The 22,051-nt window shown below is 73.9% G+C and carries 11 protein-coding genes; 1 reads left to right on the top strand and 10 read right to left on the bottom strand.

The genetic code is table 11. The annotated features are described in order from the left end of the window. Positions 1-62 precede the first annotated feature (62 nt). The 10 genes from adhE to AC060K_RS03200 all read right to left on the bottom strand — a co-directional run bounded on the left by adhE (position 63) and on the right by AC060K_RS03200 (position 19,478). Complete coding sequence (adhE, locus tag AC060K_RS03245) at positions 63-2,729, bottom strand: bifunctional acetaldehyde-CoA/alcohol dehydrogenase (protein ID WP_483764014.1); 2,667 nt, start codon at positions 2,727-2,729, stop codon at positions 63-65. Positions 2,730-2,825: 96 nt separating this feature from the next. After that, complete coding sequence (locus AC060K_RS03240) at positions 2,826-4,961, bottom strand: prolyl oligopeptidase family serine peptidase (protein WP_483764013.1); 2,136 nt, start codon at positions 4,959-4,961, stop codon at positions 2,826-2,828. Between the two features lie 45 nt (positions 4,962-5,006). Continuing rightward, entirely contained in the window at positions 5,007-6,044 is a 1,038-nt protein-coding gene (locus tag AC060K_RS03235; protein ID WP_483764012.1) for a uroporphyrinogen decarboxylase/cobalamine-independent methonine synthase family protein, read from the bottom strand. Positions 6,045-6,166: 122 nt separating this feature from the next. Next, complete coding sequence (mnmA, locus tag AC060K_RS03230; RefSeq protein WP_483764011.1) at positions 6,167-7,342, bottom strand: tRNA 2-thiouridine(34) synthase MnmA; 1,176 nt, start codon at positions 7,340-7,342, stop codon at positions 6,167-6,169. Beyond that, positions 7,339-8,586 carry a cysteine desulfurase family protein gene (locus AC060K_RS03225; protein ID WP_483764010.1) on the bottom strand — a complete coding sequence of 416 codons (1,248 nt, stop codon included), beginning with the start codon at positions 8,584-8,586 and terminating at the stop codon, positions 7,339-7,341. The genes mnmA and AC060K_RS03225 overlap by 4 nt, the downstream gene beginning before the upstream one ends. 135 nt (positions 8,587-8,721) lie before the next feature. Then, positions 8,722-10,878 carry a PhoX family protein gene (locus tag AC060K_RS03220; protein ID WP_483764009.1) on the bottom strand — a complete coding sequence of 719 codons (2,157 nt, stop codon included), beginning with the start codon at positions 10,876-10,878 and terminating at the stop codon, positions 8,722-8,724. Between the two features lie 135 nt (positions 10,879-11,013). After that, positions 11,014-12,093, bottom strand: a complete 1,080-nt coding sequence (locus AC060K_RS03215) for a ThiF family adenylyltransferase (protein ID WP_483764008.1) — start codon at positions 12,091-12,093, stop codon at positions 11,014-11,016. A gap of 8 nt (positions 12,094-12,101) precedes the next feature. Beyond that, complete coding sequence (locus tag AC060K_RS03210; RefSeq protein ID WP_483764007.1) at positions 12,102-13,070, bottom strand: electron transfer flavoprotein subunit alpha/FixB family protein; 969 nt, start codon at positions 13,068-13,070, stop codon at positions 12,102-12,104. Positions 13,071-13,081: 11 nt separating this feature from the next. Continuing rightward, positions 13,082-13,870: an electron transfer flavoprotein subunit beta/FixA family protein gene (locus AC060K_RS03205; protein WP_483764006.1), complete on the bottom strand. Its 789-nt coding sequence runs from the start codon at positions 13,868-13,870 to the stop codon at positions 13,082-13,084. A 55-nt stretch (positions 13,871-13,925) separates the two neighbouring features. After that, positions 13,926-19,478 (bottom strand): rhamnogalacturonan lyase family protein, encoded by a 5,553-nt coding sequence (locus AC060K_RS03200; protein ID WP_483764005.1) that lies wholly within the window; start codon positions 19,476-19,478, stop codon positions 13,926-13,928. A gap of 193 nt (positions 19,479-19,671) precedes the next feature. Between AC060K_RS03200 and glgX the strand changes: the two genes are divergently transcribed. After that, entirely contained in the window at positions 19,672-22,020 is a 2,349-nt protein-coding gene (glgX, locus tag AC060K_RS03195; protein ID WP_483764004.1) for a glycogen debranching protein GlgX, read from the top strand. The last annotated feature ends 31 nt before the right edge of the window (positions 22,021-22,051 follow it).

Below are 22,051 nucleotides of genomic sequence, written 5' to 3'. Positions count from 1 at the left end.
ACGCCGAAGACCCGGCCCCGCCGGAGGGGACGGCCGGCGGGGCCGGGTCGGTCTCGGGGGCGTTACGCCGCGGCGGCCCGGCGGGCCGCCCGCACCTCCTCGCGGGACGTGCCGTAGTACGCGGCGGTCATGATGTCCTTCATGTCGTCGAGCATCGGCAGCCGGGGGTTGGCCGGGGCGCACTGGTCCTCGTAGGCACGCATCGCGAGGGCGTCGAGCCCGCCGACGAACTCGGCCTCCGGGACTCCCTGCGCCTGGAACGACCGCTCGATCCCCGCGGCGTCGCGCAGCCGCTCCACCGCCCGGGCGTAGGACTCCACGCCCTCCTCGGGGGTGCCGGCCGGGAGGCCGAGGTGCCGGGCGAGCTGCTGGTACCGCTCGGGCGCCACGTACCGCTCCGCCTTGGGCCAGCCCGTCACCTTGGACGGGACCTGGCCGTTGTAGCGGACCGCGTGCGGCAGGAGCACCGCGTTGGTGCGGCCGTGGACCAGACGGAAGGTCGCGCCCACGGTGTGGGCCATCGCGTGCACGATCCCGAGGAACGCGTTGCCGAACGCCATGCCGGCGATGGTCGCCGCGTTGTGCATCTTCTCGCGCGCCGCCTCGGTGGCCGGGTCGTCCGGCCGCCCGGTGACGGACTGCTCCAGGTTCTCGAACACCAGCTTCACCGCGTGCAGCGCGAGGCCGTCCGTGAAGTCGTTCGCGTACACGCTGACGTACGCCTCGGTGGCGTGGGTCAGGGCGTCGAAGCCGGAGTCGGCGGCGAGCCGGGCCGGCATGGTCGAGGTCAGCACGGGGTCCACGATCGCGACGGACGGCGTCAGGGCGTAGTCGGCGAGGGGGTACTTGTAGCCCGTCGAGTGGTCGGTGATCACGGCGAACGGGGTCACCTCGGCGCCGGTGCCGCTCGACGTGGGCACGCACACGAGCTGGGCGAGCCGGCCGAGCGCCGGGTAGGTGAAAGCCCGCTTGCGGACGTCGAAGAACTTCTCGCGCAGGTCGCTGAAGCTGACCTCCGGGTGCTCGTACTTGAGCCACATCACCTTGGCGGCGTCCATCGGGGAGCCGCCGCCGATCGCGATGATCGTGTCGGGCCGGTGGTCGCGCATCATCTCGGCACCCTTCTCCACCGTCTCGACGGACGGCTCGGGCTCCACCTGGTCGATGATCTGCACGGCCACCTTGTCGGGGCGGCGGTTCAGCACGTCGAGCACCTTGTCGACGATGCCGAGCCCGCTCATCACCTTGTCGGTCACCACCGTGACGCGGTGGACGCCCGGCATGTCGGCCAGGTACCGGATCGCGTTGGGCTCGAAGTACGTCTTGGGCGGCACCTTGAACCACTGCATGTTGTTGTTGCGGCGTGCCACCCGCTTGACGTTGACCAGGTTCACCGCGGACACGTTGTTCGAGACCGAGTTGCGGCCGTACGAGCCGCAGCCCAGCGTCAGCGACGGGATCAGCGCGTTGTAGATGTCGCCGATGCCGCCGAGCGCCGACGGCTGGTTCCACAGGATGCGCACCGCCTTGACCGCGTGGCCGAACCGCTCCGCGAGCGCCTCGTCCTGCGTGTGGATTGCGGCGCTGTGGCCGAGCCCGTCGAACTCGACCATCTGCTGCGCGAGGCTCACGCCGTGGTCGGTGCTCTCCGCCCGCAGCACGGCCAGCACGGGGCTGAGCTTCTCCCGGCTGAGCGGCTCCTGCGGCCCCACGGAGGAGATCTCCGCGAGCAGGACCGACGTGTCGTCGGGCACCGAGAAGCCCGCCTGCTCGGCGATCCACTGCGCGCTCCTGCCCACGACCGCGGGGTTCAGCCGCGCGCCGGCGCAGTTCACGTGGTCGGCGCGGACCCCGAAGACGAGGTCCTCCAGCAGCTCCTTCTCCTCGGGGGTGACGCGGTAGGCGTGCAGGCGCGCGAACTCGGCCAGGGCGTCGTCGTACACCTCGGCGTCGATGATGACCGCCTGCTCGGAGGCGCAGACCACGCCGTTGTCGAAGCCCTTGGAGAGCACCACGTCGTTGACGGCCCGGCCCAGCTTCGCCGTGCGCTCGATGTAGGCGGGCACGTTGCCCGCGCCCACGCCGAGCGCGGGCTTGCCCGCGCTGTACGCGGCGCGGACCATCGCGTTGCCGCCCGTGGCGAGGATGAGCGAGACGCCGTCGTGGTGCATCAGGGCGTGCGTCGCGCCCATGCTCGGGCTCTCGACCCACTGCACGCAGTCCTCGGGCGCGCCGGCGGCGAACGCCGCGTCGCGGACGATCCGGGCCGCGGCCACCGAGGAGCGCTGCGCGTTCGGGTGGAACGCGAAGATGATCGGGTTGCGGGTCTTGAGGGCGATGAGGGCCTTGAAGATCGCGGTGCTGGTGGGGTTCGTCACCGGCGTCAGCGCCGCGATCACCCCCACGGGCTCGGCGATCTCGACGATCCCGTTGAGGTCGTCGCGGCCGACGACGCCCACGGTGCGCAGGCTCGCCATCGAGTGGGTGACGTGCTCGCACGCGAAGATGTTCTTGGTCGCCTTGTCCTCGAAGACGCCGCGGCCGGTCTCCTCGACCGCCATCATGGCGAGGTTCCCGTGCTCGTGCAGGGCGGCGACGCTCGCCTTCCTCACGATGCGGTCGACGTCCTCCTGGGTGAAGGTCTCGTACTCGTGCAGGGCCTTGAGGCCTCGCTGCACGAGGGCGTCCACGGCGGTGGCCGCGGGGTCTGGCTGGGTCTTGGTGCTCACGTCCCTCTCTCCTCCTCTGACATGTGAAAGTCTTCACGAACTGTGGTCAGACCACAAGAGAAGGAGGGGTGGCGTTGGTCACGCCACCCCGGATGGCTACCCCAGCCGCCCCCAGAGGAAGGTCCAGTGGGTCGCCGCCATGTACGCGGCCTGCGCGTTGTTCGCCGCGCCCCCGTGCCCGCCCTCGATGTTCTCGTAGTACGTCACGTCCTTGCCCGCCCCCAGCATGAGCGCCGCCAGCTTGCGGGCGTGGCCCGGGTGCACGCGGTCGTCCTTCGTGGACGTCGTGAACAGGACCGGCGGGTACTCGCCGTCGGCCCTGAACAGGTGGTACGGCGAGAACGTGCGGATGAACTCCCAGTCGTCCGTGTCGGGGTCGCCGTACTCGGCCATCCACGAGGCGCCCGCGAGCAGGTGCGAGTACCGCTTCATGTCGAGCAGCGGCACGCCGACGATCACGGCACCGAACAGGTCCGGGTACTGCGTCAGCATGTTCCCGGCCAGCAGGCCGCCGTTGGACCGGCCCTCCATCCCCAGGCGCTCCGGCACGGTGATACCGCGGGCCACGAGGTCGCGCGCCACGGCGGCGAAGTCCTCGTACGCGCGGTGGCGCCGCTCGCGCAGCGCCGCCTGGTGCCACGCCGGCCCGTACTCGCCGCCACCGCGGATGTTCGCCACCGCGTACACGCCGCCGCGCGCCAGCCAGGCGCGGCCCACCGTCCCGGAGTAGCCCGGCAGGATCGCGTGCTCGAACCCGCCGTAGCCCCACAGGAGCGTGGGCGCGGGGCCGCCCTCGCCCGACACGAGGTCCGCCCGGCCGACGACGAAGTACGGGACGCGCGTGCCGTCGTCGGACACCGCGAAGTGCTGGCGGGCCACCAGGCCCTCCGCGTCGAAGTAGGCCGGGGCCTGCTTGAGCACCTCGGGCGCGGCCTGCTCCCCGTCCGGACCTGTCACCGTGACACGGCCCAGGGTGGACGGCGTCAGGTAGCCCGTGGTCACCACCCAGACGTCGTCGCTGTCGACCGGGTCCACGGCGCCCACCCCGACCGTGAGGAGCTCACCGCCCAGCGGCAGCTCGCTGCGCGTCCACTCCCCCGCGCCCGACGCGGGCGGGGTCAGCACGTGCAGCCGGTTCTTGACGTCGTCCAGGACGTTGAGGACCAGGTGGTGCCGCGTCCAGGTCGCGCCGGCGAGCGAGGTGGTCGGCGTCGGCTCGAACAGGACGGCGAGGTCGCGGGAACCGGCCATGAAACCGTCGAACGCGGCGGCGAGGAGCGAGCCGGCGAGGAAGGTGCGGCCGTCCACCGTCCAGTCGTCGCGGAGCTCCACGAGCATCCACTCGCGGTGCAGGCCCACCTTGGCGGAGTCGGGCACCTCGATCTTGGTGAGCGTCTGCTCGGGGGTGCCGGGCGCCGTCGCCAGGTACGTCTCGCTGCGGTAGAACGCGATCGCGCGGGACACCAGGTCGCGCTCGAAGCCCGGCGTGCGGGAGCGGCGGGCGCTGATGTACATGTCCTCGTCGGTGCCCTCGTACACCAGGGCCGCGTCCTCCACGGGGGTGCCGCGGTGCCAGAGCCGCACCGTGCGGGGGTAGCCCGCGGGAGTCAGCGTGCCCGGGCCCAGGTCGGTGAAGACATAGACCGAGTCCTCGTCCGCCCAGGACAGGCCGCCCTTGGCCTGCTCGCGGTAGAAGCCGCCCTCGGCGGGCTCCACGAACCGCTTCTCCACGAGGTCGAACTCGCGGGTCACGTCGCTGTCCGAGCCGCCGGGGCTCAGGTCCACCAGCGCCCGGCGGTACGGCTCGCCGGCCGCCAGCTGCTCCGGTGTGGGCCGCAGCACGCTCGCGCCGTGCCACACCCACGACCGGTCCTCCGCCTCGGCGAGGGCGTCGAGGTCGAGGATCGTCTCCCACTCGGGGGACTCGGTGCGGTACGACTCCGGCGTGGTACGCCGCCACAGCCCGCGCTCGTGCTGGGCGTCCTGCCAGAAGTTGTAGTAGTAGCCACCCACCTGCGAGACGTGGGGGATCTTGTCCTCCGAGTCGAGGACCTCGCGGACCTCGCGCTCGATCGTGGCGAAGAGGTCGCCGCCGAGCGCGGCGGCGCTGTGGGCGTTGCGGTCGCGCACCCAGGCGAGGGCCTGCTCGCTCTCCACCTCTTCCAGCCAGGTGAACGGGTCGGGTGCGGTCGGGTCGATCGGGGTGACGATCTGGGCGGGCTCAGCACTCATGCGCAGCACCCTACGCGGCGCCGGGGCGGTGCCGTCGCCTCGTCGTCAGGCGTTCGCGCGCTCCGCCAGCGCCTCGGCGACGCGCCCCAGGTTCGCCAGCTCGGCGCGGTGCTCGTCCACGGTGGCGAGCTGCTGGCGGTGCGCGCCCAGCAGGGTCACGCCGTCGAGGTCGGCGGCCGGCAGGCCCACCCGCCGCCACGGCACGCCCACCAGGTCGACGAGCTCGCCGAGCGCCGGGCCCGCGCACTGGGAGACCCGCACGGGCGGCAGGCCCGCCCAGAGGCCGATGCCCCGCTCGGTGGCCCGCGCGACGAGCTCCCACGCTCGCTCGTTCCAGCCACCCGGGCCCAGCGCGGCGACGTCGAGCCCGATCGCGTCGGCCCCCGCGAGCGCCACGGGCGGGATGCCCACCCACGTGGCGCCGAGATGCACCACCGAACGGGCACCGACCTCCCGGACCACCGCGATCACCGGCTCCAGGCCGGCCACGATGTCGGGGCCCTGGACCGCGCGGAGGCGGCTGAACCCGGAGAAGGTGGGCAGCACCCCGGCGTGGACCTGACCGAGGAGCGGCTCCGCTACCTGCACCACGACGTCGGCCCCGGGCACCTGCTCCCGCAGGTCCGCGACGTGCTCACGGATGCCCTCCGCGAGCGCCAGGGCCAGTGCCCGGCGGGCGCCCTCGTCGGCGAGGACGCGGTCGCCCCGAGCGGACCAGAGCTCCGCGGCGAGGGTCCACGGGCCGGTGACCTCGACGGTCAGCGGGCCGCTGTAGCCGTAGGCGGCGATGGCGAGGGCGCCCAGGTCGTCGGCGCGGAACGCGTGCGCGCGCCGCTCGTCCAGGCCCGGGTTGTCCGTGAGCTTCCAGCCGTGCGGGCCGAGCTCCACGGGCATCTCGTCGAGCAGGGCGGCGGTCCGGCCGACCAGGTCGGCGCCCGGGCCGCGCTCCGGGAGCTGGACCACGAACGGGACCACGCCCACGCCGGTGGGTACGTCCGCGAGGTCGCCGAGCACCATCTGCTGCGCCTCGAGCACGTCCCGCTCACCGCCGGGCCACGGCCCGTGCCCGCTGACTGCCGTCATGCTCTGCTCCCTCGTCGGTGGTTCCCTCGGCCCCTCGCCGAGATAGTACGTCCGTCCGACGAAGCCGCTGTCCCGGCGGGGTGGGCGGCTCTCAGCCGGGGGCTCTCGGCCGGGAAGCCGGGCTACCGCGCGCGCCACGCTCCCGAGACCGTCGCCTGGCCCAGCACCCGGGTGCCGCGGTACACCACCACCGACTGGCCGGCGGCCACCCCGCGCAGCGGGTCGCCCACCAGGTGGACCTCCAGCCCCGGGGTGCCCGACGGCGCCACGCGCTCGCCCGGGCCCACCACCTCGCCCGGGTCGGTGGCCCGGACCCGTGCGGGGACCGCCGCGCCGTGCGCTCGCACCTGCACCTCGGCGTCGATCCAGCCGTCCGGCCCGGACTCCTCGGCCGGCGAGCAGAGCCAGACCGCCTTCTCCCCCGCGATCCGGTCGACGCTCAGCAGCTCGGCGGGGCCCACCACGACGGTGTTGGTCGCCACCTGCACGTCGACCACGTACCGGGGCGCGCCGTCGGGCGCCGGACGGCCGAGCGCCAGGCCCTTGCGCTGGCCCACCGTGTACGCATAGGCGCCGTCGTGCTCGCCCACGACGTCGCCGGACACGTCGACCACGGTGCCCGGCCGCGACCCGAGGCGGGAGCGGAGGAAGCCGCGGGTGTCGCCGTCGGCCACGAAGCAGATGTCGTAGGAGTCCGGCTTGGCGGAGACCGACAGGCCACGCCGCGCCGCCTCGGCGCGCACCTCGTCCTTGGTGGCGAACCCGCCGAGCGGGAACATCGCCCGGGCGAGCCGCTCGGGCCCCATCACGGCCAGCACGTAGGACTGGTCCTTGGTGTCGTTCGGCGAGCGGTGGAGCTCGCGGACCACGCGCGGCGCGCCGTCGGGCCCGGTGTCCTCGCGGGTGACGACCTGGGCGTAGTGGCCGGTCACGACGGCGTCGAAGCCGAGCGCCGTGGCCTTGTCGAGCAGCGCCTCGAACTTGATGTGCTCGTTGCAGCGCACGCACGGGTTGGGCGTGCGGCCCGCCTCGTACTCGGCGAGGAAGTCGGCCACGACGGTGTCCTCGAACCGCTCGGACAGGTCCCACACGTAGTACGGGATGCCGAGCACGTCGGCGGCACGGCGGGCGTCGCCCGCGTCCTCGATCGAGCAGCAGCCGCGGGAGCCGGTGCGGAACTGGTCGCGGTTGCGCGACAGCGCCATGTGGACGCCGACCACCTCGTGCCCCGCCTCGACCGCGAGGGCCGCCGCGACCGCCGAGTCCACGCCGCCCGACATCGCGGCCAGGACCCTCACGCGGCACCACCCATCGCACGCCCGGACACGAGGCCGGCGGCCTGGGCTCGCGACACCACCTGGGGCAGCGCAGCGGCGAGCCGCTCGACGTCGTCGGGCGTGGAGGTGGTACCGAGCGAGAACCGCAGCGCGCCGCGCGCCTCTGCCTCGGGCACGCCCATGGCGAGCAGCACGTGCGACGGCTGCGGCACGCCCGCCTGGCACGCCGAGCCGGTCGACGCCTGCACGCCCGCGGAGTCCAGGAGGTAGAGGAGCGAGTCGCCCTCCGCACCCGGGAAGGTGAAGTGCGCGTTGCCGGGCAGGCGGTCCTGCGGGCGGACGGCGGGGTCGGGGCCGCGCAGCACGGCGTCGGGCGCGACCTCGCGCACCCGCTCGACGAGCCGGTCGCGCAGCGCCGCGAGCCGCGCCGCGCGCTCCTGCCGGCCGGCGACGGCGTCGCGCACCGCGACGGCGAACGCGGCGATCGCCGGCACCCCCAGGGTGCCGGACCGCACGCCACGCTCCTGCCCGCCACCGTGCAGCACGGCCTCCAGCGCGAGCTCGCGCCGCGCCACGAGCGCGCCGACGCCGGTAGGACCGCCGAGCTTGTGGCCGCTGATCGTCATGGCGTCGACGCCCGACGCCGCGAAGTCGACCTCCACCTGCCCGACCGCCTGCACCGCGTCCGTGTGGACGGGGATGCCGTAGGGCCGGGCGGCGCGCACCACCTCGCGCACGGGCTGGACGGTGCCGACCTCGTTGTTGGCCCACATCACCGAGACGAGCGCCACCTCGTCGCCGTGCTCCGCGAGCTCCGCGCGCAGCGCGTCGAGGTCGAGCACACCGTCCGCGTCCACGGGCAGCAGCACGATCTCCGCGCCCGCGTGCCCGGCCATCCAGAACGCCGGGTCCAGCACCGCGTGGTGCTCCACGGCCGAGACGAGGATCCGGGTGCGGCGCTTGTCCTGCCTCCGCCGGCCCCAGAAGATGCCCTTGATGGCAAGGTTGTCGGCCTCGGTCCCGCCGCCGGTGAAGATGACCTCGCTCGGCCGGGCGCCCACGGCCAGCGCGACGGTCTCGCGGCCCTCCTCGGCCGCGCGCCGTGCGCCGCGGCCCGCGGAGTGGAGGCTCGACGCGTTGCCCGTGAGCTGCGCGTGCTCGACGAACGCCGCCAGCGCCGCCGCCGACATGGGCGTGGTCGCGGCGTGGTCGAGATAGGCGCCGGCGGGCTGGGCCGCACCGGGCTCGGGAGGGGTCACGGTCATCAAGTCTACGAACGCCCCGGCGATGCCCGTTCATCCCGGGGTGCGAGAGCCTCCCGGAGTTGTCAGAAGCTCCCCGGCCAAGAGGCCGGGGAGCTTCTGACAGCGGGTCAGGCGACCGAGGTCAGGCGACCGAGGTCACGCGCCGCGCGGGAACGGCGACGGGCCGGGGCCCTTCCACACGCCGGGCCGCGGCGCGTTGGCCGACTTGAAGACCTGGACGGTCGACGGGCGCGGGCCGCGGAACGCGCCCGCGGGGACCGGCTCGCCCGCGGCCAGGTAGTCGGGGAAGTAGGACGTGGGCGCGGCGTAGCTGCCGTCGTCGCCCGGGTGCTGCACGTTGACGTAGACCATCCCGTCGACGGAGTCGATCAGCGGGCCGCACGTCTCGGCGTTGGTCGGCACCGACAGGAACTGCTGCACGTGGCCGCGCTCGGAGCCGGTCAGCGGCACCTTGAACAGTCCGTCGCACTTCTGGATCGACGACGGCTGGCCGTCGGTCGAGATCCAGAGGTTGCCCTCGGCGTCGAACGCGAGGTTGTCGGGGCAGGAGATCGGCGAGACCTTGTCGGCCGGGTAGCCCGAGAAGTACGTGGTGCTGTTGACCGACGGGTCGCCGGCCACGAGGAGCAGGTTCCACGTGAAGGTGGTGGCGAGCTGGTCGTCGCCGGCCTCGATGATCTCGACCACGTGCCCGTCGCGGTTGCTGTTCCGCGGGTTGGCCTCGTCGGCCGCGCCGCGCGAGCCGCCGCGCGAGGAGTTGTTGGTGCACGCCACGTAGACGCGGCCCGTGACCGGGTTGGGCTCCACGTCCTCCGGACGGTCCATCTTGGTGGCGCCCACGGCGTCGCCCGCGAGGCGGGTGAAGACGAGGACCTCCTCGAGGGACATGCCCGGGACCTGCGACACGCCGTCCTTGACCAGGGCGACCCACTCGCCGGTGCCGTCGAAGGCGCCGTCGGCCGGGACCGCCCCGCTGCCGTCGATCTCACCGGCGCTGTTGCCGTGGAACTTCGCCACGTAGAGGTCGCCCTCGGACAGCAGCGTCTTGTTGTGGGCGCGGGCCGCGGCGCTGTTGCCCTCGCGCATGGTGCGCTTCGAGACGAACTTGTACACGTAGTCGAAGACCTCGTCGTCGCCCATGTAGGCGACGGCGTGCTTGTCCTTCGACAGGATGACGTTCGCGCCCTCGTGCTTCATGCGGCCCATCGCGGTGTGCTTCACCGGGGCGGCAGACGGGTCGTACGGGTCGAGCTCCACGATCCAGCCGAACCGGCGGTTCTCGTTCTCGTAGCCCGGGTTGTTGCCGTCGAAGCGGGGCTCGTCGAGCTCCCAGCCGTAGCTCGTCGCGGCGTTGCGCAGGCCGTAGCGGGCGTCGCGCGGGTCCTTGCCGTTGACCCGGAGGTAGCCGTTGAAGTTCTCCTCGCCGGAGACCACGGTGCCCCACGGCGTGGTGCCACCGGCGCAGTTGTTGAGCGTGCCGAGCACGCGCGTGCCCGTGGGGTCCGCGACGGTCTTCAGCAGGTGCGAGCCGGCGGCCGGACCGTCGATGACGAACTCGGTGCCCATGTGGAGGCGGCGGTTCAGGGGGCTGATCCGCTCGTACGTCCACGGCCGGCCGGCGCCCTCGCGGCGGACCTCGACCACGGACATGCCGTGCGCGGCGCGCTCGATCGCCCGCTTGGTCGGCGCGTCGTACGACGCGTCGAACATGATGCCGGGGTTGGTGTACTCGTGGTTGCTGACGAGCAGGCCTCGCTTGCCGCGGCCCGGGCCCTTGCCCGACTGCCACCCGCGGGCCTGGCAGTGCGCCGGGTCCTCCGGGAGGATGTCCAGGTAGTCCACGTTGTAGCCGAACTGCAGCGCCTGCTGCTCGGGCGACTGGGTACGCGGGTCGAACGCGCGGCCGCCCGGGAGGATCGGGTCGCCCCAGCGGATGATCGGGCTCCACGAGTAGCCCTCGGGCACCACGAACGCGTCGGTCGCGGCGGGCTGCGAGGCGATCGGGCCGAACGCGAGGCCCTTGCCGGCGCGCGGGCGGGCGGCGGCGGGGGCGGCGGTGCCCACCTGCGTGCCGATCACCACGGCGGCCGCGGCGGCGCCGATGCCGCCCAGCATCGCGCGGCGGGAGAGCGCGGCGCTCGCCACGTCACGGAAGTACTCGTTGTCGGACTGGTTCGAAGCAGGGTGGGAGCACGCGTCGGCGCACTTCAGGCGGCACGTCACCGGGCTGCGCTTGCCGCGCGCGTAGGGCGCCAGCTCGAGCAGCTGGCGCGATTCGGGGGCGATCGTCATCGGAGGACTCCGGTTCTGGCATGGGGGGCCGTGGGACGCTGCCGACGCTAGGAGCGGGCGATGACCTCGCGACGAAAGGCCCGGTACGTCCAGGTGAACACCAGGTGACCGGGAGGAGCCGGTTGTGTGGAGCCTTCAGACCGGGCGGAGCGCGCGGGCGGTGACGTGGCGCCAGCCCTCGGCGGACAGCAGCGCCGCCGCCCCGCGCGAGCGCAGCCCCCGCTCGCACACCACGACCACCGGCGCGTCCATCGGGTGCGCGAGCAGCTCGGGCGGCAGGTCGCCCGCGGCCAGGTCCTCCAGCCGCGCGTGCACAGCCCCCGGCACCGCGCCGGGCACGAGCCCCACGTCGAGCACCAGCGTCTGCCCGACGGCGGTCGGGTCGCCCAGGTGCACCGGGTCGCCGTCAGCAGGGGCAGGCTCGGCGGGCAGCGGCTCGGCCGCCGTCGGCCCGCCCGCCGGCGCGAGCTCGACCGCGTCCCAGCCCGAGGTACGCGCGTCGTAGACGAGGATCCGCCCGAGCGCGACGTCGCCCGTCCCGGTCAGGAGCTTCACCGCCTCGACCGCCATCGTGGCGCCCACCACCCCGCACGCCGGGCCGAGCACGCCCGCGGTCGCGCAGGACTCGCCCTCCTCGGGCTGCGGCCCGAACACGTCCGGGTACGTGATCGCCCGGCCGCCCGGCGCGGCCGACCACCACACGCTGACCTGGCCGTCCCAGCCCAGGACCGTGCCCCAGACGACGGGGAGGCCGAGCGCGGCGGCGGCGTCGGACACGGCGTAGCGCGTGGCGAACGTGTCGGAGCCGTCCACGACCACGTCGTAGCCGTCGAGGAGGCGCCGCGCGTTGCCGTCGTCGAGCCGCTCGCGGTGCTCGACGACCGTCAGCCCGCCGCTCAGTGCCCGCAGCGACTCCGCGGCCGACGCCGTCTTGGGCCGGCCCACGTCGCCCGCCCCGTGCAGCACCTGACGCTGCAGGTTGGAGGTGTCCACGACGTCGTCGTCCAGCACGCCGAGCGTGCCGACCCCCGCCGCCGCGAGGTAGGGCAGCACGGCCGAGCCGAGCCCGCCCGCGCCGACCACGAGGACCCGGGCCCCGGCGAGGCGAGCCTGCGCCTGCGGCCCGAAGCCGTCGAGGAGGAGGTGGCGCGAGGCGCGCCGCCGCTCCGCCGCGTCGAGGGCGACGCGGTGCGGGACCAGCGGCGGCACGCTCATGGCACCGGTCAGGCCTTGTGCGCCCGGATCGCCTCGGCCGCCTGCGGCAGCACGTCGGCCAGGTCGCCGACGACGGCGAAGTCGCTGATCTCGAAGATGGGCGCCTCGGGGTCGCTGTTGACGGCGACGATCACCTGCGCGGCCTGCATGCCGCCGCGGTGGTGCGGCGCGCCGGAGATGCCCGCGCCGATGTACACGCGGGGCGCGACGGTGACGCCGGTCTGCCCGATGTACGTGTCGAACCAGCCCTCGAAGACCGCGTCGCGGGACGCGCCGACGGCCGCGCCCAGCGCGTCCGCCAGGTCTTCGACCGGCCCGAAGTCGCCCTGCGTGCCGCGCCCGCCGGCCACGACGATCGCGGCCTCCTCGAGCGAGGGGCGACCGCTGGTACGCGGCTTGACCGTGCGGGACACGAGGGTCACCGGCAGCGGGGGCACGTCGACGGGGAAGCCCTCGACCTCGGTGCTCACCGCCGCCTGGGCCGGCTGCGGCACCACGGCGTTGGAGCGCACCGTGAGCACGGCGACGTCGGTGGTGACCGCGCACGCGGTGTCCCACGACCCGGCGAAGACACGCTTGGTGCCGACGATCCGGCCGTCCTCCTCGTGCACTCCCGCGGCGTCGATGACGAGGCCCGCGCCGAGCACGTGGGCCGCGAGCGCCGCCGCCTCCTTGGCGGCGAAGGAGGTGGGGACCAGCACGACGTCGGCGTCCGTGCGGCGGACCGCCGCGGCCAGGGCGGCGGCCACCACGGCCGGGAGGTGACGCTCGTCGCCCAGCAGGGCCGAGGGAAGCTCCGCCTGGTGGACGGTCTCGATGCCGTAGGCGCCGAGCTGGGCCAGCACCTCGACGGTGGGCGACTCGAGCGTCACGGCCTCGGCCCGCCCGAGCGAGCGGGCGATGGTGAGCAGCTCGAGAGCGCTGGTGCGGACCTCGGTGGCGGGGTCCAGCAGGACCAGGACGGTGCGGTTGGTCATCTGGACTTCCTTCAGACGAGGTCGTTGCGGATGAGGAACTCGGCCAGAGCCTTGCCACCCTCACCCTTGTCGGTGACGAGCTCCACCTCGTCGCGCGGCGGGCGCGGCGTGGCGCTCAGCGTCCGGGTGCGGGCCCCGGCCTCGCCGACGGCGTCCGGCTTGAGCGCGAGGTCGGCCGCCGACCAGGTGTCGAACTCCTTGGTGCGGGCGGCCATGATGAGCTTGAAGTTGGGGAGGCGGGGCTTGTTCGCGGTGTCGGCCACGGACAGCACGAGGGGCAGTCGCGCCGAGAGCTCGTCGGTCACGTCGTCCGCGTCGCGGGTGATGGTGACCACGCCGTCCGCGACGGCGACCTTCTTCGCCAGGTTGAGCGCGGGCCAGCCGAGGTCGGCGGCGAGGAGCGTGGGCACCACGGAGCCCAGGCCGTCGAGGGCGGCCATGCCGGTGATCACGAGGTCGACGGGCGTCTCGGCGTGCAGCCGCCCGACCGCGGCGGCGAGCGCCGCGGCGGTGCCGAAGTAGTCGGACCCGGCCACGGCGTCGTCGGACACCAGGATGCCGCGGTGGACGCCCATCTGGAAGGCCTTGCGGAGCGCGACGGCGCCGTCGGGGCCGGCGACGCTGAGGGCGACGACCTCGCCCTCCCCCGCGGCCTCGACCAGCTGCAGGGCCGCCTCGACCGCGTTCTCGTCGAGCTCGTTGATGGTGCCCTCGGCGGAGGTGCGCACGACCCGACAGTCCTGGAAGCCTCGGTCCGAGGCGATGTCCGGGACGTACTTGACGGTGACGACGATGCGCATGCGAGAACCCTACCTTCGGGTCCGGGGACCCGAAGGTAGGGTTCTCACCCCTCGGCTACCGCGGCTGGACGTCCCGGAGGCTGACCCGGACCGTCACCGGCCGGCTCGACGTCTCGCCGTGCTGGTTCGCGGCGACGACGACGACCGTGTGGTGGCCCTCGGCCAGGCCGCGGACGGTGAACCTGACCTGCTGCTCGTGCGGGGTGGCGTCCACGAGGTCGCGCGACTCGACGAGCACGCCGTCGACGTGGACGGACATCGTGTGCGCGTTGTCACCACCCTGCTTGATGGTGGCTTCGAGCTTGACCGTGCCGCCCTGGACGTCGTCGACGCGCACCCGCACGTCGCCGGGCGCGGCCGTGGCCGGGCCCGGGACGCGCTCGCCCGGCGTCTCCGCCGTGGTCAGGGCGAGCCGCGGCGCCGCCGGGGCCGCCATGTCCGCGCCCAGGAAGTAGGACGTGTGCGGCGGCTGGTTGTAGCCCGTGTTCTGCCAGGCCACGCCGAGGCGGTACACCGGGTCGGACATGAGGGTCCGCAGGCGGTGCTCCGTGACGTCCACGGTGGTCGCGATCCGCAGCGCGGTCGAGTCCTCCGTGCGGGTCACGAGCTCCTCGCGCCAGTCGCCGAACAGGTCGGCCTGGAGCGCGGGGTTGCCCTTGGTGCTGTTGCTGGACAGCGTGCCCTCGGCCCGGTAGACCTCCGTGGCGGTGCCCTGCTCAGCGTCCCACTTCTCGATCGTGGGGACGCCGAGGCCGGTCGCCGCGTCGTAGTCGTGGTCGCCGATCTCCCGCAGGAGGTCGCCGTCCCACCACGTGAGGAAGTTGGCGGCGGGGATGTCCTCGCCGATCAGCTCGCCGCTCGCGGCATGGAGCTGACCCACCGGCGAGTTCCAGGCGGCGTCGCCGCCCACGGCCCAGCCCTCGGCGCCCGGGTAGCGGGCGTCGATGTCGCCGGCCGCGGCACGGCCGGTGTCGACGGTGGCCGGGACGGACCACAGCACCTCACCCGTCTCGGCGTCGCGGAACGTGGCGCCGCGGTTGCCCGACGACCCCATGTCCTCGTGCGCCGCGAACACCTCGAGGCCCGGCCGCGCCGGGTCGAGGTCGGACACGTGGAGCGCGTCGCCGTGGCCCAGGCCCGTGGTGTAGAGCGGCGTGCCGTCGTCGTCGATGGTCATGGACCCGAAGACGATCTCGTCCTTCTGGTCGCCGTCCACGTCGGCGGTCGCGAAGCCGTGGTTGCCCTGGCCCCGGTACTGCGGTCCGGCCTCGTCCGTGTCGAAGACCCACCGCGAGGTGAGGTCCGTCCCGTCGAAGTCGTACGCCGCGATCACCGCTCGCGTGTAGTAGCCGCGGCTGAAGATCACGCTGGGGCGCTCACCGTCGAGGTAGGCCACCCCGGCGAGGAAGCGGTCCACGCGGTTGCCGTAGGCGTCGCCCCACGCGCCCACGTCGCCGCGGGGCGGCAGGTAGTCGACGGTGTCGACCGCCGCGCCCGAGCCGCCGTCGAACACCGTGAGGTACTCGGGGCCGGTGAGGACGTAGCCGGACGAGTTGCGGTAGTCGGCCCGCGCGTCGCCGATCACGGCGCCCGCCGTCTTCATCGTGACCTCGGCGTCGCCGTCACCGTCCAGGTCGAACACCTGGAACTGGGTGTAGTGCGCCCCGGCGCGGATGTTGCGGCCCAGGTCGATGCGCCAGAGGCGCGTCCCGTCGAGCTCGTAGGCGTCCACGAGGACGTTGCCCGTGTAGCCGGCCTGGGAGTTGTCCCTCGAGTTGGTCGGGTCCCACTTGAGGACGAGCTCGTACTGCCCGTCCCCGTCGAGGTCGCCCACCGACGCGTCGTTGGCCCGGTACGAGTACGGCTGGCCGTCCTTGGCGTAGGCGTCGGCCGGCTTGTCCAGCGGGACGTCGAGCGTCTGGTCGTCCCAGGGCTCGAACTCCGCGGTGGCCCACCGCTCGATGCCGTTCACCACCGTGCTGACACGGTACGACGACGCCGCGGTGCCGGCCGGGTCCACCAGGTTGGTGCTGCCCGTGAGCGGGGCGTCCGTGACGCGCGTGCCGTCGCGGTAGACGTGGAACCCGATCTCCTCGGGGTCGAGGCCGAGCAGGCGCCAGGCCACGTACACGCCGTCGGCCACGGGGACCGCGACGGGCGACCGGTCCAGGCGCTCGGCCTGGCGGAACAGCTTCGTGGGCGCCGGTGACTGCACCACGGCGGTGCGCTCCGAGACACCGCCCGCATTGACGGCAGCCACCTGGTAGAAGAACGGCACGGTCGTGAGCACGTCCGTGTCGTCGAAGCGCGGCTCGGCCGCGCGGCCCAGGAGCTCGAACGGGCCGTCCTCCGACTCCGCGCGGTACACGTGGTAGAACAGCGCGCCCTCCACGGCGTCCCAGGCCAGGGGCACCAGGTTCTTGCCGACCTCGCCCACGGCGAGGTTCGCTGGGGCGGCCGCCACGGGGACCGACGGGTCCACGGTGGTCACGTCGAGCGTGTCGGTGGGCACGGACTCCATGCCCACCGGGTCGAGCGCGACCACGTGGTAGGCGTAGGCCAGGCCCACGTCGGCGGTGGTGTCGGTGAACGACGGCGTCGTCGTGTCGCCCAGGGCGACCGGCTCGGCCTGGCCCTCGCCCTGCCGGTAGACCCGGTACGCGCCTGCGTCCTCGGTTCCGGTCCACGCGAGGTCGACCTCGACGTCGGCGCCCACGATGCGCAGGTCGGCGAGCGTCAGGGCCGACGGCGCGTAGAGCAGCGGGGTGATCTCGATGCCGTTGAGGCGCGAGGAGCTGCCGGTCATCACCAGGCTGAGCTGCCCGTCGGTGACCTGGACGGGCTGGCTGATCTTCTTGCTGACGGCCCCGCGGCCGGCGTTCGAGGCGCCGAAGTCCTTGCCCTCGACCTGCACGTTCGAGCGCGACGTGCCGATCCAGTCACCGTTGTACGTGGTCACGGCGTAGGTGCCGTCCGGGAGGTCCACGGCGAAGGTGTGGCTCGGGCTCGGGAGCAGGAAGTCGCGCTCCAGGTCGGTCGGCGGCGGCGTGAAGGCGACACCGCGGTCGCGGCCGCCCATGCCGCCGGTGAGCCAGCCCCAGCCGGTCTCCGGCGTGTAGAGGGACCGCTCGCTCGCCTCGGTGTAGCCCGGCATGACGGGCGCGCCCGCGGGCTGCACGTCGAACCGGTAGAGAGCCGCCCGGGTCGTGACGCGGACCGGGTCGGACGGCTCCGAGTCGCCGCGGCCGTTGACCGCCACGACGCGCAGGTCGTACGACGCGCCCTCGGCGAGCCCCGTCACGGCCGCCTGCGCGAGGGTCGACGTCGCGGCGAGCTGCCACGCGCCGGTCCCGGCGTCGGCCCGGAACACCTTGTAGATGTCCGCGCCCTCGACGGGCGTCCAGGTGAGCTGGGCGCCGGAGCTGGAGATGCTGCCCGCCACCACGCCGGCCGGCCTGGCCGGGACGTTCGCGGGCGGCTCCACCTCGACGACCTCCTGCGCGAGCGGGATCGCGAGGCGCTGCACGTCCGTCGCGACGAGCCGGGCCAGCTGGATGGCGCCGTACTCCTGGAAGTGGGTGTCGTCGACGGTGCCGCTCGGCCGGTTCGGGTACACGCCCGCGGGCACGTGCAGGAACACGGACGTGGCGGCCTCCGGCCCGATCTCGTTCAGGTACGCCCGGCTGGAGGCCGAGAGGTCGACGAGCGGCGTGCCGGTCTCGGCGGCGAGGTCCCTCGCCTGCTGCACGTACTCCGGGAAGGAGACGTTGAACTCGCCGGTCTCGGCGTTGAAGCTGCGCCGCGACACGGGGGTCACGAGCACGGGCGTGGCGCCGCGCTGGACGGCCCCGTCCACGAACGTGCGCAGGTAGTTGCGGTAGTCGGCGGGTGCCGCGTAACGGTCGTCCACGCCGTAGGAGTTGTCGTTGTGGCCGAACTGGACGAACAGGTAGTCGCCCGGCCGGATGCCGCGCAGCACCTCGTCGAGCCGGCCCTGGCTGATGAAGTTCTTCGAGGACCGGCCACCGATCGCGCGGTTGTCCACGACGACGTCCGGGCTGAGGAACCGCTCGAACATCTGGCCCCAGCCTGCCTGCGGCACGTAGTCCGAGGTGTAGGTCTGGACGGTCGAGTCACCCGTGACCCAGACGGTGGGCTGCACGCCGGGCGTGCGCGCGGACTTCTGCGCGATCGTCAGGGCGGCCAGGTTCGCGGCCGTGCCGCCGAAGTCGAGGTTCAGCTGCCCGTCGACGAGCGCCAGGTCGAACGACATCTCGAGGAACTGGCCGGGGGCGCGAGCGGTCTGCGCCACCTTGACCATCTGCTCGGCGGTGATGGCGATGTCGGTGGCACCGGCGGGGTCGCCTGCAACGACGCTGACCGTGTAGTCGCCGTCCGGCAGGTCGACCACGAGTTCGGTGTCGCCCACGGTGACGAAGTCGGAGCGCAGCGCGTCGTCGCCGCCACGGTCGGTGGCGGTGACCTGCGCCGGGTCCACGAAGCCGTAGCGGTTCGCCGCCGAGTAGGCCGTCGTGGCGTCGACGGCCGTGGTGCCGCCCGCGGCGGCTCCGGAGCCGAGGTCGAGGGCGAGCACGCCGTCGGCCGGGAGGGTGGGCGCCGGGACGCCCTCGAGCGTGGCGACCGCGACGGCCGACGGCGCGCCGGCGCCGTCCGCGCCCAGCGCCTGCACCCGGTAGTAGCGCACGGCCGAGGTGTCGACGACGTCGGTGGCGAACACCTCACGCTGGCCCGTACGGGCGACCTCGGTGAACGGGCCCGTCACGGAGTCGCCGCGGCTGAGCACGTAACCCGTGGCGCCGGCGACCTCGTTCCAGCGCATCGTGGCCGAACCCGGCACCACGTGCGCCGTCCGCAGCGCCTGCGGGGCGGGCAGGGAGCCCTGGGTGGGGGTGGTCGGGGTGGGGGTCGGGGACGGCGTGGGGGTGGGGGTGGTCGGCTCGGGGGTGGGCTCCGGCTCGGCGGGGACCTGCGTGACCACGATCCCGTTCACGTAGCCGCCCGCGCCCTCGCCGGTGACGCCCATGGTGAGCTGGCCGTCGGTGACCGTGGTGCGGTAGGTCGCCTCCGTCGCCGCCTGGCGGGACTGGATGGTGCCGGCGGTGGCGCCCTCGAGGGCGATCGTGGTCTTGGTGGTGCTGGTGCCGGCGAGCTTGTCGCCCGACCAGACGCGCACCTCGTACGTGCCCGCGGGGACGTCCACGGCGAAGCCCCACGCGGGACCCAGGACGAAGTCGTCGGTGAGCGGGTCGGTGGTGCCGCGGTTCCGGGAGGCGAGGGTGACGCCGTCGGGCACGACGATGCCGTGGCCGGCCGCGGCCGAGTAGCGGTTGCTGTCGAGCACCGCGGTGAAGCCGTCGGCCACAGCCCCGGGGCCGAGGTCGAAGCTCCAGGCCAGGGGCGCGGTCTCGGCGGGGAGGATCGCGGGGACGGTCGCAGCGGCGGCGGCCGCTCCGGCGGGGAGGGCCAGGGCGGTCGCGGCGAGGAGGGCTGCGCCGCTCCGGGCCGCGCGCCGGACGGAGCCGCTCTGTTCGGGGGACCCCGTCGGTTCGGGGGACAAGGGGCGGTCAGCCCCGGGAGGGTTGTGCACGGGTCACCTCGTGGTCTCGTCCTTGAGCAGTGTGGTGCGGGCCCCGCCCGTCGTCGGGCTGATTGAAAGGATTCATTAGGGCCAGGGACCATGATGCACCGCGCGGCAAGCGCTGTCCAGAGGTGCGGTGCGCCGCCCGCCCTCGCCCGCGGCACGGACGGAGCACCCAGCGAGACCTGACACCATGGACGGCATGGCGAAGGACACCCGAGACGTGCAGGCGCAGCGCGCGCCGGGCGACCCCGCACCCCGGCCCATCGTGCGGCCGCTCACCCGGCCCAACGTACGGCGCAGCCATGTGCCGCCGCTGGGTGTCCACCCGACGCCCACCGGCGGGGTCGACGTGGCGGTGCTCGCGAGCCATGCCACGGCGGTGGACCTGTGCCTCGTGGACGTGGTGGCCCCCGAGCTGCCGCCGCACGACCCGGCCCGCTACCGCGAGCGCCGGGTCCCCCTGGACGGCCCCACGTACGGGGTGTGGCACGCGCACGTGCCCGACGTCGCCCCCGGTCAGCGCTACGGGTTCCGCGTCTTCGGGCCGTGGGACCCGCGCGCGGGCATGCGCCACAACCCGCACAAGCTCCTCGTGGACCCGTACGCGCGCGGCCTGGTCGGTGAGCTGCGGTACGGGCCGGAGACCATCGGCGCCGTGGCCGCCGAGCACCCCGACGTGCCGGGCTGGTGGCTGGGCGACCGGTACGGCGAGGCGGACCAGCGCGACTCTCTCGCCTCGGTGCCGCACGCGGTGGTCCTGGCGCCGATGCCGGCCCCGCCGTCGGGCACCCGCCCCCGGGTGCCGTGGGCCGACACGGTGATCTACGAGGCCCACGTGCGCGGCCTGACGATGCGGCACCCGGAGGTGCCCGAGGAGCTGCGCGGCACGTACGCGGGGGTGGCGCACCCCGCGGTGATCAGGCACCTGAAGGTGCTCGGCGTCACGACGCTGGAGCTGCTGCCCATCCACGCGAGCGCCTCCGAGCCGCGCCTGGTGGCGCAGGGCCGGCACAACTACTGGGGCTACAGCACGCTGGGCTTCTTCGCGCCGCACGCCCCGTACGCCACGCGCGCGGCCCAGGCCGCGGGCGCCGAGGCCGTGCTCGACGAGGTGCGCGGCATGGTGCACCTGCTGCACGAGGCGGGCATCGAGGTGCTCCTCGACGTGGTCTACAACCACACGTGCGAGGGCGGCGACGACAGCCTGCACGTGTCGTTCCGCGGCCTCGACAACCCGGTCTACTACCTGCACGACGGCGCCTCCCCCGCCGCCCTGGCCGACGTCACGGGCACGGGCAACTCGCTGGACTTCCGCCGTCCGCGGGTGATCCAGCTGGCCCTGGACTCGCTGCGGTACTGGGCGGAGACGGTGGGCGTGGACGGCTTCCGGTTCGACCTGGCGGTCACCCTCGGCCGGGGCACGGTGGGCTTCGACCCGGACCACCCGTTCCTGGTGGCGCTGCAGACCGACCCGGTGCTGTCGGGGCTCAAGCTCGTCGCCGAGCCGTGGGACGTGGGTCCGGGCGGCTGGCAGACCGGCGCGTTCCCGCCGCCCATGGCCGAGTGGAACGACCGGTTCCGCGACGCCGTGCGCGGCTTCTGGCTGGACGCGCCGCGCGAGGGCTCCCACGGGCGCGAGATGCGTGGCCTGCGCGAGCTGGCGACGCGCCTCGCGGGCTCGGCCGACCTGTTCGGCCCGGGCGACCCGCCGCTCGTGCGCGGACCGGTGGCCTCGGTGAACTACGTGACCGCCCACGACGGCTTCACGCTGGCCGACCTGGTGGCGTACGAGCACAAGCAGAACCACGCCAACGGCGAGGACAACCGTGACGGCTCGGGCCACAACCTGTCGTGGAACCACGGCCTCGAGGGCCATCCCCCCGCCGGGGACGACGACGCGGCGGTCCACTGGGACGCGATCGCCCCGCTGCGCCGGCGGTCGCAGCGCAACCTGCTGGCGATCCTGCTGCTGTCGGCGGGCACGCCCATGATCACGGCGGGCGACGAGCTGGGCCGCACCCAGCAGGGCAACAACAACGCCTACGTGCAGGACAACGAGATCTCCTGGGTCGACTGGAACCTGGACCGGACGCGCTCGGACCTGCTGGAGACCGCGCGGTTCCTGTCCCGGCTGCGGCGCGACCACCCGGCCCTGCGCGCCGACTCGTTCTTCCTCGGCACGCCGCGCCCCGGGGAGCCCGACCCCGACCTGCTCTGGTTCTCGGAGTCGGGCGAGCCGATGGATCCGGCCGCCTGGAACCAGCCCGGCCGTCGCCTGCTGCAGATGGTGCGACCCGGCCCCGCGCCGCAGGACTGCGACGTGCTGCTGGTCCTCAACGGCGGCCTGTCCGACGCTCAGGTGGTGCTGCCCCCGCCGCGCGAGGGCTCGGGCCGCTGGGAGCTCGCCTGGGACTCCGCCGACGAGCGGCCGGGCGAGGGCGAGAACGGCGAGCGCGCCGTCGGCCCGCACGGCCCGGGCGGGGCGTGCGCGGTCACGACCGAGGCGCTGAGCGTCCAGGTGCTGCTCTCCCCGCCCCTGCCGAGATAGTCGCTCCGTCCGACGACGTCACCGTCTCGGC

It is taken from the genome of Antribacter sp. NEAU-D49 (assembly GCF_057158775.1).
Note: the sequence above shows the minus strand (reverse complement) of the source record. Positions and strands in the feature narration are given on the sequence as shown.